General features: G+C 35.6%; 12 protein-coding genes. 8 read left to right on the plus strand and 4 right to left on the minus strand.

Annotated features, from left to right (window positions below; translation table 11 throughout):
- Positions 1-38: 38 nt before the first annotated feature.
- The 6 genes from HNP25_RS01785 to HNP25_RS01810 all read left to right on the plus strand — a co-directional run bounded on the left by HNP25_RS01785 (position 39) and on the right by HNP25_RS01810 (position 6,743).
- Positions 39-2,462, plus strand: a complete 2,424-nt coding sequence (locus HNP25_RS01785; RefSeq protein WP_184129360.1) for a TonB-dependent receptor — start codon at positions 39-41, stop codon at positions 2,460-2,462.
- Between the two features lie 115 nt (positions 2,463-2,577).
- Positions 2,578-3,384, plus strand: coding sequence for a crotonase/enoyl-CoA hydratase family protein (locus HNP25_RS01790; RefSeq protein ID WP_184129363.1), 807 nt, complete (start codon positions 2,578-2,580; stop codon positions 3,382-3,384).
- 70 nt (positions 3,385-3,454) lie between these two features.
- Positions 3,455-5,122 carry a DNA repair protein RecN gene (gene recN, locus HNP25_RS01795; RefSeq protein WP_184129366.1) on the plus strand — a complete coding sequence of 556 codons (1,668 nt, stop codon included), beginning with the start codon at positions 3,455-3,457 and terminating at the stop codon, positions 5,120-5,122.
- An 85-nt stretch (positions 5,123-5,207) separates the two neighbouring features.
- The gene (locus HNP25_RS01800) at positions 5,208-5,600 is read left to right on the plus strand and encodes a hypothetical protein (protein WP_184129369.1); all 393 of its coding nucleotides are present in this window, start codon (positions 5,208-5,210) and stop codon (positions 5,598-5,600) included.
- Between the two features lie 23 nt (positions 5,601-5,623).
- Positions 5,624-6,283, plus strand: a complete 660-nt coding sequence (locus HNP25_RS01805; RefSeq protein ID WP_184129372.1) for an SCO family protein — start codon at positions 5,624-5,626, stop codon at positions 6,281-6,283.
- 7 nt (positions 6,284-6,290) lie between these two features.
- The gene (locus HNP25_RS01810) at positions 6,291-6,743 is read left to right on the plus strand and encodes a c-type cytochrome (protein WP_229202759.1); all 453 of its coding nucleotides are present in this window, start codon (positions 6,291-6,293) and stop codon (positions 6,741-6,743) included.
- Between the two features lie 39 nt (positions 6,744-6,782).
- On the opposite strand, the gene lptC is transcribed toward HNP25_RS01810, so the two are convergent.
- Genes lptC through HNP25_RS01825 form a run of 3 tightly spaced genes read right to left on the minus strand, consistent with a single transcriptional unit; the run spans position 6,783 to position 9,481 of the window.
- Positions 6,783-7,385 carry an LPS export ABC transporter periplasmic protein LptC gene (gene lptC, locus HNP25_RS01815; protein ID WP_184129375.1) on the minus strand — a complete coding sequence of 201 codons (603 nt, stop codon included), beginning with the start codon at positions 7,383-7,385 and terminating at the stop codon, positions 6,783-6,785.
- Positions 7,386-7,398: 13 nt separating this feature from the next.
- The gene (bamG, locus tag HNP25_RS01820; RefSeq protein WP_184129378.1) at positions 7,399-8,739 is read right to left on the minus strand and encodes a BamG family beta-barrel-assembly machinery protein; all 1,341 of its coding nucleotides are present in this window, start codon (positions 8,737-8,739) and stop codon (positions 7,399-7,401) included.
- Positions 8,740-8,752: 13 nt separating this feature from the next.
- Positions 8,753-9,481, minus strand: a complete 729-nt coding sequence (locus HNP25_RS01825; RefSeq protein WP_184129381.1) for a type III pantothenate kinase — start codon at positions 9,479-9,481, stop codon at positions 8,753-8,755.
- A 166-nt stretch (positions 9,482-9,647) separates the two neighbouring features.
- Between HNP25_RS01825 and HNP25_RS01830 the strand changes: the two genes are divergently transcribed.
- Both HNP25_RS01830 and HNP25_RS01835 read left to right on the plus strand, forming a co-directional pair.
- Complete coding sequence (locus HNP25_RS01830; protein WP_184129385.1) at positions 9,648-10,718, plus strand: mechanosensitive ion channel family protein; 1,071 nt, start codon at positions 9,648-9,650, stop codon at positions 10,716-10,718.
- Between the two features lie 125 nt (positions 10,719-10,843).
- Entirely contained in the window at positions 10,844-11,812 is a 969-nt protein-coding gene (locus tag HNP25_RS01835) for an SMP-30/gluconolactonase/LRE family protein (RefSeq protein WP_229202760.1), read from the plus strand.
- A gap of 379 nt (positions 11,813-12,191) precedes the next feature.
- Here HNP25_RS01835 and HNP25_RS01840 read toward each other — a convergent pair whose 3' ends face one another.
- Entirely contained in the window at positions 12,192-14,819 is a 2,628-nt protein-coding gene (locus HNP25_RS01840) for a valine--tRNA ligase (protein WP_184129403.1), read from the minus strand.
- Between the last annotated feature and the right edge of the window lie 101 nt (positions 14,820-14,920).

Genomic DNA, 14,920 nt, shown 5'->3' on the forward strand with positions numbered 1-14,920 from the left:
TGCATCTTCTTGTCAAATCATCAAAATGCTAAATGCTCATGACCTTTAAACCTACTATTTTTGCATTATTCCTCTTTACTACTATTCAAGCTTTGGGGCAGTCAACTGTTTCAGGAATAGTATTAGACGAAAAAAAACAAGCCTCTCCTTTTGCTAATGTATTGATTTTGAGCCAAAAAGACTCAACAATGATAAAGGGTGTTGTGGCTGATGTGGATGGGAAGTTCCAAGTGCCACAAATTGCTCATAATACTTATTTACTTGCCATCACAACCATTGGCTACCAAAAGCACTATCAAAAAATCGAAGTTCGTGCCGATTTGAATCTTGGAAATATTCAATTATTGCCAGAAAGTAAAACGCTTTCGGAAGTAGAAGTAAGCGTTAAAAAGCAATTAATCGAACGTTCGGGCGATAAGATGATTATGAACGTTGAAGCCAGCCCGATTACTTCTGGTTTGAACGGTTTGGAGCTGATGGAAAAAGTACCAGGCGTTACAGTAGATAGAAATTCAGAAACGATAAAAGTAAAAGGAAAGTCGGGCGTTTTGGTTATGATTGATGATCGTAAAACTTATTTAAGTGATGAACAATTAGCCAATTTTTTGAAAACTTTAAAGAGTGATGACATTGATAAAATTGAAGTAATCACCAATCCTTCTGCTCGGTATGACGCTTCTGGAACTACGGCAATTATCAATATTAAAACCAAAAAAGGCAAAAATTTTGGTACAAACTACATCGTGGACATGGGTGTAGGCTATAGCAATTACAAAGAATATGGCAGTTTCCCGAAAAATAATCAGGGAATTACGATGAATGCCAAGAAAGGGAAATATACACTTTATGCCAATATCAGCAGAAATTACATGACTTGGTTCAATATTTCAAAGGAAACTCAAGAATTGTATGAAGGCAGTAACTTGGTAGAGACACGAAATAATATTGGAAATCAACATGGAGATGGAAACTCTTGGTCATCGAAAGTTGCTTTTGATTATGATTTTACCAAGAAAACAAGTATTGGCTTTACTGTGCAAGGAGCATTGTCAGACAATGCTTTAGAACGAAGTATTAGTCAAAGAAACCAAAAAATAGGTACTTTCCAGCAAATTGAAATGCTTCGTAACCGAGATTCAAATAATAAAAACTACCTTTTCAATACGCATTTGAAACAAACTTTTGATACTTCGGGAACAGTACTCAATGTTGATTTTGATGTGATTCTGAACAAGTCGAATATTAATGACAGATTTACAACCACAACATTGTCGGAAGGAAATAATAGCCTTGTGAAAAATCAAATCATAACTCCCAATGATTTCACTACTTATGCTTTGAAAGCTGATTTTGTAAAGAATTTAACTAAAAAAGTAAAATTAGAAACAGGTTTTAAAAGTAGTTTCTCAGATAATGCAAAAGACTTTAATGATAATTTCAGAGACAATGGTGCATTGGTGAATTCATATTTCAAGTTCAAGCAAAATATTCATGCTGCTTACTTTATGCTGAATACAGAACTCAGTAAAACCCTGAATCTACAAACAGGTTTGAGAGGCGAACAAACCTATACTTCTGGAACTGACAGAGCTGGCGAAGAACTTTCAACTCAGAACTATTTTAATTTATTTCCAACATTTTCTTTGAATAAAAAAGTAACAAAAGATTACGCTGTTTCATTGGATTTTTCTCGTAGAATCAATCGTCCAAACAGTGATAATTTTAATACTTTTAATCGCTTTTTCTCGCCACAACAATATGCTAAAGGAAACCCAAATTTACTTCCTTCATTAAACAATAGCATTTCTATGACGCATACTATTAAAGATGCTTTTAGTTTTTCGGTAGATTACGTAACCGTAAAACAGTTTTTTGCTGATGTGTATAGTGTAGATTCTGTGTATATTCCAGGCAATCGTTTAATAAAAGAATCGGTAGAAAATGTAAATGGTAAAGTATCATGGTGGAGTTTCAGTACTTCGTTGCCTTTCAATCTTACCAAATGGTGGAACGTGAATGTTAATATTTGGAGTGGAATCAATATCTACAATTATAGCCGAGAAAATGCCGTGGTTGATGTAAACCAATTTTACAGCGGATTGTATTTACAACAAACATTTACTTTGAATAAAACGCTCTCTGCCGAAATTTCGGGTTATGTCAATTCGGGTGAAACATGGGGTTTTGAAACCAGCAAAGCACAAGGAGCATTTGATTTGGGAATCAAGAAATTCCTTTGGGATAAAAAAGGTACATTAAAAATTTCAATCGAAGACCCTGCCGATTTGAACCGTTTCAGAAACGTAGCTCGTACCAACGAATTGATTTCTACGGGAGAGTATCGTTGGGACAACCGCAGACTAAGAATCAACTTTACTTATAATTTTGGTAATACCAACGTAAAAGTAAACCAAAGACCAAGCGACAACGACGGCGGAGGCGGAGGTAAAGGCAAAGGTTAATATAAATTTTCATCTTAATTTTTGCGTTCCAAATCTATATCGTCTAACTTCAACATTCACAGGGAAATTACTGATTTACAGTTTTTTCTCTGTGAATTTTTTTATTCCCAAAAACATGGAAACGCTCAAAATCTCAATCCAAAAGCATATTGCTCATCTCATCATCAATCGTCCTGATAAATCCAATGCCTTGAACCAAACCGCTTGGGATGAAATCTTACAAGTCTTTACTGAACTCGACGAAAATCCCGAAGTAAGAGTAATCGTACTAGAAGGTGGCGACAGCAAGCATTTTTGTGCAGGCATCGATTTAAGTTTGTTGATGTCGGTTACACAATCGCAAACCTCATGTGATGCACGCCAGAGAGAGAAAATCAGAAAAGATATTTTGCGTTTACAAGCTCCAATCAATGCCATTGAAAATTGTTCTAAACCAGTATTGGCTGCCATTCATGGCGGTTGTATTGGTGGCGGCGTAGATTTAGTTTGTGCTTGCGATATGCGTTATTGTACTGATGATACTTTTTTTACGATTAAAGAAATTGATATGGGAATGGTAGCCGATTTGGGTACTTTGCAAAGATTACCCAAATTGATTGGCGATGGGTTAGTACGAGAAATGGCTTATACGGGTAGAAATGTGGATGGAAAAGAAGCCGAAAAAATCGGAATGGTGAATCGTACTTTTGTGGATAAAGCAACGATGTTGACAGAAGTAATGCAATTGGCAGCAACAATTGCTCAAAAATCGCCTGTTGCCATTCGTGGAACGAAACATATTTTATTGCATAGTCGTGATAATTCTGTTGCCGACGGACTTAATTACATGGCAACTTGGAATGCGGGAATGTTACTCTCTGCTGATTTGCAAGAAGCTTTTGAAGCGAAAATGACTAAAAGAGAACCTAAATTTGGAAATTGAATAAAAGGACTCCTCCGTCCTTAGTATATTTGTGAAGAATTGACAGACAAGGCTTTTATGCCAACAACTTATGCTAACGAAGTTACAAATAAAAAACTATGCTTTAATCGAGCATCTCGTATTAACACCAGACGTTGCTTTAAACATTGTTACAGGCGAAACAGGTGCGGGGAAGTCTATTATGTTGGGTGCTTTAGGATTGTTATTGGGCAATCGTGCCGATACTCGGACACTTTTCAATCCCAATGAAAAGTGTGTCATCGAAGGTGAATTTGATGTTTCGGGTTATATCATCAAGAGTATTTTTGAAGAAGAAGAATTAGATTATGATGAACATTGCGTAATTCGTCGTGAAATTTCTCCACAAGGTAAAACCCGTGCTTTCGTCAATGATACGCCCGTTAATTTAGAAACCCTTCGCAGAGTAGCTTCGCAATTGATGGATGTGCATTCACAGCATGATAATTTATTATTGGGAGCAAACGATTATCAACTAGAAATCGTCGATACTTTCACCCAGAATCATGATTTATTAGATACTTATAAAAAAGATTTTCAGGCTTTTCATAAAGCCCAAAAAGTATATGAACAGCTTCGAATAGAAGCCAAAGAAAGTAAAAAAGAGTTTGATTACAATTCCTTTTTGCTGGATGAACTACAGAAAATAAAGCTAAAAGCAGGTGAATTAGAAGTACTAGAACAAGAGCTGAATAAATTAGAAAATGCCGAAGAAGTAAAATCTAAATTGCTTTTGTCAGCCGAATATTTGAATGCTACCGAACAATCTATCATTCCATTACTTACTTCTACTTTAGCCAATTTGAATAGCATCAGTACTTTTGGCGAACAATATTTACAATTAAAAGAGCGTATTCAAAGTTGTTTGATTGAACTCAAAGACATTTCAGTAGAAGTAGAAAGTGAAGCCGAAGAAGTAGAATTAGATGATGAAAAAATCACTAGTATTCAACAACGACTTGATGTAATTTATAATCTTTTACAAAAACATCAAGTAAAAACAGATGTTGAATTATTAGCCATTCAGAAAGATTTAGAACAAAAAGTCAATAAAGTACTGAATATCGACGAAGCTTTAGCAGATGCCAAAGCGGAAGTAGAGAAAACGGAAAAAGAAGTATTGATAAGTGCTGAAGCTTTATCACAATCAAGACTTTCGGCTTTGCCTATTATCGAAAAACAAATTTCGGATTTGTTGAAAGATTTAGGAATGCCCAATGCTAGTTTGAAAATTGAAGATGAAATCATTAAGCCATCGCCAATGGGCATCAATGTGATTAATTTATTGTTTTCAGCCAACAAAGGTATTAAACCACAACCGATTAAAAATGTGGCTTCGGGCGGAGAATTTAGCCGTTTGATGTTAGCGATTAAATATATTTTAGCCAATAAAAGAGCCTTACCAACCATTATTTTTGACGAAATTGATACAGGAATTTCGGGAGAAGTATCAATAAAAGTTGGAAATATGATGCGAGAAATGAGTCGCAATCACCAATTGATAGCCATTACTCATTTGCATCAAATTGCGGCACAAGGTTCAGCACATTATTTTGTGTATAAAGATAATTCTTCCGACAGAACGGTTTCAAGAATCCGAAAACTAAGTAATGAAGAACGAATTATGGAAATTGCACAGATGATTGGCGGAGAAAATCCTTCAAAAGCTATTATAGAAAATGCTCGTGAGATTTTAGGGAAGCATCTTGCCCTCAGTTAAAATATTATCGTTTAGACTAAACGTTCAAGGTCGAAAGCTTGTTATCTCAATAAATTTGTTCCAAACTAAACAGATACATATCAATATGAAGAAAATATTATTATCGGTATTAATGTTGTCAGTAGTTTTTTCTTGTTCAAAGTCGGAAGACAAACAGAAAAAAATGATTGAAGAAGTAATGGCTGTTCATGATGAAGTAATGCCCAAAATGGATGAAATCATGACCTTGAAAGGACAATTAGATTCTATTTCAAAAGTATCTTCAGATTCTTCAAAAGCGAAAGAATTGTATGTGGCTTTAGATTCTGCCGATGTACAAATGATGGAATGGATGGAAAAATATAATCCAGACCAAGTAAAAGGAAAATCAGAAGAAGAAGTGGTGAAGTACTACGAAGTAGAGAAAAACAAAATTATCAAAGTAAAAGAATTAACGAATGCAAGTATTGAAGAAGCAAAAGCTTTTTTGAAAAAGTAAGTTTTGAATACTTGTAAAATATCATGAAGAGAAATATTGTTCAATGTTTATCATTAATCTTTCTGTTAAACATTGTATTGGGCTGTTCGCAAGTGCCTAAAGAATTACCTTATTTGGGCAATAAAGAAACGGTTGAGAAAATGATTGATGGCAAAATGGTGGTTGATACCATTTACCACAAAATTCCTGATTTTGAATTTATTAGTCAGGATTCTGTAAAAATCACGCAAGAATTTGTAAAAGGTAAAATCTATATTGCTGATTTCTTTTTCACGACTTGCCCGACGATTTGCCCAAAAATGAAAACGCAAATGCTTCGGATTTATGAAAAGTATAAAGATAATCCAAACATAATTTTACTTTCTCATTCAATCGACCCACGCCACGATACGCCTGCGGTGTTGAAAGAATTTAGGAGTAATCTGGGAATTAAAGGCAATGCTTGGCAAATGGTGACGGGTGATAAAGCGAAGATTTTTGAAATCGGACAAAAAAGTTACATGGTTTCTGCCGCCGACGACCCTACACAACCGGGTGGCGTAGTGCATAGCGGAGCATTTATTTTGGTAGATAAAAATCGCCACATCCGTGGAATTTATGATGGAACAGTTCCTGCAAAAGTAGATAACTTGATGGAGGATATGGAAATACTTTTAAATGAGTCGAGTTCAAATAATAAATAATAATTTATTGAAAAAGATATTAATGTTAAGTCCAATTACTGCTTATAAATTTGGTTTTGTTTTTTGTGTATTGACGATGTTTGCTTGTGATAGCAAAGAGGAAATCAAAAGAAAACAGTATTATATCGACGGACAAGCACTTTATAAAACACATTGTGCAAATTGCCATCAAGAAAAGGGAGAAGGTTTAGCGGGATTGTATCCGCCCATTGCTGGTTCTGATTTTTTAGCAAAGAATAAAGAATTAATTCTGTGTTCGATGCGCAATGGATTGATGGATACCATTGTTGTAAATGGGAAATCGTATCGCCAACCAATGCCAGCCAATTCGCAATTACAAGCGTTGGACGTAGCTGAAATCGCTACTTTTATTTATAATGAATGGGGCGGAGAAAAGACCATAACAGAAGTAAAAGATGTTCAGAAAATATTGGCTACTTGTAAAAATAAAGTAGAATAACAAAATAGGCGATGTTCATCACATCGCCTATTTTGTTATTTATGGTAAACTTTTTACGTTAACAACTCCCGTTACTTTTCTAAGAGTATATTCTGTAAAATCCTGATTAGAATCCATTCCTATACCGTGGAGGATTTGTTCGGGTGTTTTTACATCTACTGGCTTTTCGGTATAAATCTTCTTGGTGTCTGGATTCCAATAAAGTTCATCAGTGGCAAGCGTTTCATGTTTAATTTGATTGTTGATAAGTACTCTTCCCATGATATGATAAACATTTTTCATCCGAATGAATCTTGCAGAATCACTTCGTAAGGTAGTTGTGTTATTCCCTAATTTATCAAAAAAGAATACTCTTACTTCATGAGGATATACTTTATCTTCATTGGGCATCGTCAACTGGCTTTCGGTGGACATTCTAACGACTAATCTAGCAGAATCTGAATAGGTCATGTTTACACCATAAATCTCTGAGAGTGGGCCGTTATAAGCTTTTTTTGCAATTACTTTCTTTTCTTCTTTACAAGCAATTAGTAAAAAAAATGGAATAATTAAACCAAATATTGGGCGTAAAACTAATTTGACAACCCTTAGCGGAGTTGTCAAATTAGTCAATTGCTTAGAGTATATTTTAAATTGATTCATACTATCAGAATAATTAATCAATTTTCGGTTTACGGAACCAGTAAAAGTCACCTAAGGAGAAGCCAACAACAATTTTGCTGTATTGTTCTTCTAATCCATTTGTTGAAAGTACTCCTCTTTTACCTCTTACATAAGCAATATTTACATAAGAAATAGTACGTAATGGTAATGAAACACCTACAGAGAAACTCATGTCTTTAGCAGCTTCGTTTCCATTATAACTGTAAGGAGATTGTGTATAATTTGCTCCTACACGATACATTACGTGATTGAAATAGCCAGAGATAGCATCAAATTTTGGAATATATTCCGCTCCAACAGCTACAGTGTAAGCATTTTTTAGCCCGTCATTATCGCCTTCTAAACTTTTATAGCCAGTCCATTTTGTTGTTGAGTAATCTAACGAAACTAATAATTTTCCTGGTTTTTCTAAACTTATCCCAAATTTGTAATTGGCTGGTAATGTAACACTACCATTCGGATTTGAAAGCGTATCAGCATTAATAAGCGTTATGCCAGAAGCATCAAAAGTATTGAATCCTCTAAGGTTTTTGATGCCAATGCTTTGTGATAATTCAGCTGTTGCACCTATATTCAAGAAATATTCTTTGCTAATTTTTGGTCTCCAAGCGTAGCCTAATTTAAAATGTACACTTGAGTAATTAGAACGGTTAAAGCTTTTTACTTGATAATTTTGTCCATCACTAAGGTTTTGTGTGGTAATATCTCTGTTGATTACTCCGAATAAATAAGAAGTTTCAAGACCAACATACATATCTTTAGTTATCCTAACACCATTACTGATGATAGCCTTATTAAGTCCGCCTTCGCCATTATAAGTAAGAATAGTACTATCTGTACCAACAACGTTAAGTTTTCTTGAAGTAAGGGTTTTGTAACTTACGTTAGAATAAGGCATTAAACCCAAAGCCAAAGTCCAGCGTGGAGAAGCAGGTAACGCTAACACAACTGGGCCTAAAGTTCCATTATAAGTATTAGAGCGTTGTCTGTTATCTTGCATTGCTTTGAATTCAGTATTCACACCCATTTCAAAAACGGTATAACGATTTCTTGCAAGCATCGCTGGGTTTAGCGTATTTACATAAATACCATTAGAACTTGCAACGCCCAAACCACCAGACATTGAGTTTACGGCAGTTCCGCCATTATAAACTTCGCCAATACCTAAGAATGAAAAGGGAGAATTCGTTTCTTGTGCTTGAATTGAATGAAATGCCAAAAGGCAAGAAACAGCAAAAAATAAACGAGAGAATGATTTGAATAGGAACTTAGAAGCAAATGCTTGATTGTTACTTTTTCTATTTACAACCCTTGAAGGGATTGCTGCTCGCATAAAATTTGAAATACTATTTATTTTGTTCGACATTATATTCTAAAATTCTGTTAAGTCCAATCAGCACCAACTCTGGAATTACAAAGTTCGGGTATTTTATGCGGTTTGCAAAGAATGTAGCATCTCCGCCACATAAAATGACGTTAATTTTTGTTAAAAGCTTGTGATACTCTTCAATAAATCCATTTATCTCCGCAGTAATACCATTCATTACGCCACTTTGCATTGCGTGTTTTGTACTTTTTCCAAGAATTGCGGGTGCTTCTTCTGGTGCTAATAACGGCAAACGTTTGGTAAAAGTATTCATAGCGGTGAATCGCATCCGTACGCCAGGTGAAATAATTCCTCCGTGGAAGTTATCTTCGGTATCAACCAAGTCATAAGTAATACAAGTACCTAAATCAATAATTATAGCATTACTTTCAGGAAAAATAACTCTTGCACCAATGGCAGCAGCGATGCGGTCTGCACCTAAAGTTTCGGGAGTATCGTACAATTTAGTAATAGGAACGAGCGTAGTATTTTTTAAAAAAAACACTTTTGTACTGGTATCCGAAAAATCTTGGCTTAGTTGTTCTTCAGAATAACTCACAGTTGAAATGATAATATTCTCTGGTTTTAGTTCTTTTACGTAGTCTATCAGTTCGGAATAGGTAAAAGAACCTTTACTTTCGACGAGTTTTCCTTGTTCAAAAAGACCTATTTTGGCAAAAGTATTTCCTAAATCTATGGCTAAATTCATGTAAAATAATATAAGTAAAATTTGCTTCGGTATGATTTTTTGGGATAAAAAATGAAAGCAAATCGTTTAAAATAAAAGCAATTTTTACAATTTTGGGAAATAGTTTTCAAAACGCTTGTGTTCACTCCCAATCCAAACATTCATTTTTAGTAAAAAAACAAATATTATGGAATTCTTAGAATCTGAAATTCTTGAAAATAAAGTTAATGATATTCTCTGGTTTATCGGAATTATAGTGAGTAGCTTACTATTAAAACGTTTATTATCAGTATCGCTTAGTAAAGTTTTATATCGTTTTATCAAACACGATAAAGTATCAATTCATACTTGTATTGAGATGCTCAGAAAGCCCGTTGAGCTTTTCATCATCGTGTTGATGGTTTACTTTGCTTTTCTTTACTTGCACTTTCCTCTTACTTGGAATTTGGCCGCTACTTTGGGTTTGAAATTAGTACTTCTGAAAATTTTTCAATGCCTTTTAATTTTTTCAATTTCTTGGATTTTGATTCGTTTGGTGAAATTTATCGCTCTTATTTTTCAAGAAAGAGCGGCATTGACTGAAACGAAACTCGACGACCAATTTGTCCCTTTTTTCAAAGATTTGGCAGTTGTAACGGTATCTATTATGACTTTTTTCTCCATGCTAGGCATTGTTTTCAAGATAGATGTTGTGGCATTGGTAACAGGTTTAGGAATTGGGGGTTTGGCAATTGCCTTAGCTGCTAAAGAAACCTTGGAAAACTTGTTTGCTTCCTTAATGCTTTTTATGGATTTACCTTTTGTTGTTGGGGATAATATACAAATAGATAAAGTATCTGGAGATGTAGAAAAAATTGGTTTTAGAAGTACTCGTTTAAAAACTGCTGATGGAAGCGTCGTCACTGTTCCGAATCGTTTATTGACAGCCCAAGCCTTAGAAAATATGAGTACTCGTCAGTTTCGTAGAGCAAAATATTTGATTAAACTTCAGCAAGATACTCCTTCAAGTACAATTCAAAATATTGTTTCCCAAATCCAAGAAGAAGTATTAGCCCATGAACATATTTATAAGCCAGAACCTGGTGTTACTCGTTTTGAAGGTATTGGAGATGGCTCTATGGATATTCAAGTAGCTTATAATGTAGAGAGTAATAATGTGGCTATCCTTAACAAAACTCGTGAAGAAATCAACTATATAATTGTAAATATTGTCCAAAATAATGAAGCAAAATTTGCAGATTTGAATAATAGGACATAACCAAGAAGTATTTTTCAGAAAAGGATAATTTGTTATAGTATATTTGCAGACTAACTGTTTTCTTAATACTATATAATACTTTAATGAAAAAAATCTTACTCACATTGCTTACTCTTGGTACAACAATGTTAACAACTCATGCCCAAAAAGTTTATCCCACATTAGGGAAAATCACTCAATTTGATTCAGCACTTGAAAGTCTGGTTTCTATTGATGCAAAAATAGAAATTATATCCTCAGGTTATGTTTGGTCGGAAGGACCAGTCTGGAACAAAAAAGGGAAATATTTACTTTTCTCGGATGTTCCGGTCAATACCATTTTTAAATGGAACGAAATCGAAGGAGCGACGATTTTCTTATCTCCTTCAGGTTATACAGGTTTGGGAGAATACGGTGATGAACCGGGAAGTAATGGTTTAACAATTAATAATAAAGGTGAATTAATTGCTTGCGAACATGGCGACCGAAGAGTATCGTCAATGTCTTTGACTTTGGGTGGAAAAAGAACTTTAGCCGATAATTATCAAGGAAAGCGATTCAATAGCCCTAACGATGTTGTTCAGCATTCTGGCGGAGCTTATTACTTTACTGACCCGCCTTATGGATTACCCAAAAAAGAAAAAGACCCAAGCCGTGAGCTTGAATTTGGTGTTTACCGAATTGGAACAGATGGAAAAGTAACTTTGGTGGCGAATGATTTAGAAAGACCAAACGGTTTAGCTTTTTCGCCAGATGAAAAGACATTGTATGTGGCACAATCTCATGAAGACAAAGCTATTTATATGGCATATCCAGTTAACGAAGATGGAAGTTTAGGAACAGGGAAAGTGTTTTTTGATGCAACTTATATGTTGAAAAATGAAAAACGTTCAGGCTTACCAGATGGCTTGAAGATTGATAAAAAAGGAAATTTATTTGCAACTGGGCCGGGTGGAGTACTAATTATTTCGCCAGCTGGGAAGTTATTAGGAAGGATTGAGACGGGTTCACTAGCTGCAAATTGTGCTTGGGGAGATGACGGCTCAACCCTTTACATCACCGCAGATATGTACCTTTGCCGTGTTAAAACATTGACTACTGGAGTAGGGTTTTAATCAGCTTTCGGATGTCGGACATCGGATGTCGGATTTTTGCTTTTTAATAAACATGAGTCATCCCAAATTTTAAAATCACAAAAAAGCGGTCAAAAAACTAATTTCGACCGCTTTTTTGTGATTGATGAGCAACGAATTCCTACTGTTTGAGCGAAGCGAGGTGGTTCGCCACTCCGATTACGAATTCTTGAATTTCTTTTGCGGCCGCCGCTGCGGTTACTTTTCTTGTTTCAAGACAAGAAAAGTAAGGATTGTACAATAATAAAGATAAAAACCTCTCAAATCGTCCTAAACCTCACTATTCTAAGAAAAAATTCGGGATGACTCATGTTTATATCAAAGACATAAATGCCGAAAGCTGAAATCGACATCCGAAAATCTACTTGCTTAAACTCTCAATCATTTCTTCCAAAGCCTTAATTTTCGATTCAGCATCAGCCAATTTTTGGCGTTCTCTTTCTACTAATTCTGGTTTGGCATTAGCTACAAAACGTTCGTTGGCTAATTTCGCTTCCGTCGATTTTTTGAAACCTAAGTTATATTCTAACTCTTTTTTGGCATTGGCTAATTCAGCTTCTACGTCAATTTCTCCTGCAAGATTGATGAAAAATTCATCCGCTTTTACTACAAATGAAATTGCTCCGTTCACTTTATCACTTACATATTCAATCGTTTCAGTATTCGCTAATTTTTGAATAATGCCTTCTAAAGTTTGGTAACGTGCTTTTTCTTCTGTTTTGATAGACAAAGGCAATGCTGTTTTCGGAGAAAGCTGTTTGGCATTACGTATCTCACGGATTTTTGTTACAAGGGTAAACATTGCATCAAAATCCCCTAAAATTTGTGTGTTTACTTCACCTGCCAATGGATATTCAGCTCTACAAATACTTTCGTTTGCTCCACGTTCGCTGATTGCTTGCCAAATTTCTTCTGTAATAAATGGCATATATGGATGAGCCAAACACATCAACTTTTCAAAGATAGAAATCGTTGCTTCAAAAGTCGCTTTGTCGATAGGTTGTTCGTAAGCTGGCTTAATCATTTCTAAGTACTTGCCACAGAAATCATCCCAAATCAAATTATAAATCGACAACAATGCATCCGAAATACGGAACTTCACAAAGTGTTCTTGAACATCAATAATTGTCTGATTCAAACGTGATTCAAACCATTGAATTGACAGTAGATTTTCCTGTGGTTGTGAAATCTCTGTTGCGTTCCAACCTTCTACCAAACGATAAGCATTCCATACTTTGTTGCAGAAATTACGTCCTTGTTCAACGAGTTTCTCATCAAACATCAAATCGTTTCCTGCTGGCGAACTGAAAAGCATACCAGTACGCACGCCGTCTGCACCATACTTTGCAATCAAATCTAATGGGTCTGGCGAGTTCCCTAATGATTTAGACATTTTTCTGCCTAATTTATCACGAACAATACCCGTTAAATATACATTTCTGAAAGGTAATTCGCCTCTCCATTCATAACCAGCGATAATCATACGAGCTACCCAGAAGAATAAAATTTCTGGAGCAGTTACTAAATCATTGGTTGGGTAATAATATTTAATGTCTTCGTTATCTGGATTTTCGATACCATCAAAAACAGAAATTGGCCATAACCACGAAGAGAACCAAGTATCCAAAACGTCAGGGTCTTGGGTTAAGTCTTCTTCCGTTAAGGCAAATAATTGTAATTCATGTTGAGCTTTGTGCAAAGCCTCACGCTTGCTTTTTGCTACGATAACCGTTCCGTCTTGCAAGTAATAAGCAGGAATTTGCTGTCCCCACCACAATTGTCTTGAAATACACCAATCTCTCACATTTTCCATCCAAGACGAATACATATTCTTGAATTTTGGTGGATATAATTTGATGTTATCATTCATTACGTTCTCCAAAGCAGGCTGAGAAATCTCTTTCATTTCTAAGAACCACTGTAAAGACAATTTCGGTTCGATAACCGCACCAGTACGCTCAGAAGTCTTAACGATAGATTTGTACTCTTCTACCTTTACTAAATGCCCTGCTTCTTCTAAATCTTTAACGATATTTCTACGAGCCGCAAAACGGTCTTGACCTACATACAATACCGCTTTTTCGTTCAAAAAACCTGCATCGTCTAAGATGTCGATTACTGGTAATTTATGTTTTAAACCTAATTCGTAGTCATTCAAATCATGGGCAGGCGTTACTTTCAAACAGCCCGTTCCAAAATCCATGGTTACGTACTCATCCAAAATCACAGGAATTTCACGACCTAACAATGGAATCTTTACAGTTTTGTCATGAAGATGTGTATAACGCTCGTCGTTCGGATTAATACAAACGGCAGAGTCAGCCATAATCGTTTCAGGACGAGAAGTAGCAATCGTTAAACTTCCTTCTTCCCCAACTACATTATAAGTAATATAATAAAGCTTCGCTTGAATATCTTTGTCGATTACTTCTTCGTCAGATAAAGCTGTTTTCCCTTGTGGGTCCCAGTTTACCATTCTTACGCCACGGTAAATTTTACCTTTTTCGTACAAACGAACGAAAGTATCAATTACGGCTTGGTACAAAGAAGGCTCCATGGTAAAACGAGTTCTGTCCCAGTCGCAAGAAGCACCCAGTTTTTTCAATTGTTCCAGAATAATCCCGCCGTACTTGTCTTTCCATTCCATCGCATAAGCCAAGAATTCATCACGAGTCAAATCCTTTTTCTCGATGCCTCTTTCTTTCAACATCGCCACCACTTTTGCTTCCGTTGCGATAGACGCATGGTCTGTACCCGGCACCCAACAAGCCTCTTTACCTTCCATTCTTGCCTTACGAATCAATACATCTTGGATAGTATTGTTCAACATGTGACCCATGTGAAGTACACCCGTTACGTTTGGCGGAGGAATTACGATAGAGTAAGGTTCTTTGTCTGGATTTGGTTTTGAAGCAAAGAATTTATTTTCGAGCCAATATTGATACCATTTGGCTTCAATGTCTTGTGGAGCGTATGTTTTTGAAATCATTTTATAAGAATTGTGGGTCAGTTTTCAGTCCTGACGAAATTTGTTGCAAAGATACGGATTTTGAAGGAAAGGATTCAATTGAATAGGAGGAAGTCTTTTCT

It is taken from the genome of Arcicella rosea (genome assembly GCF_014204325.1).
Taxonomy (GTDB): domain Bacteria; phylum Bacteroidota; class Bacteroidia; order Cytophagales; family Spirosomataceae; genus Arcicella; species Arcicella rosea_A.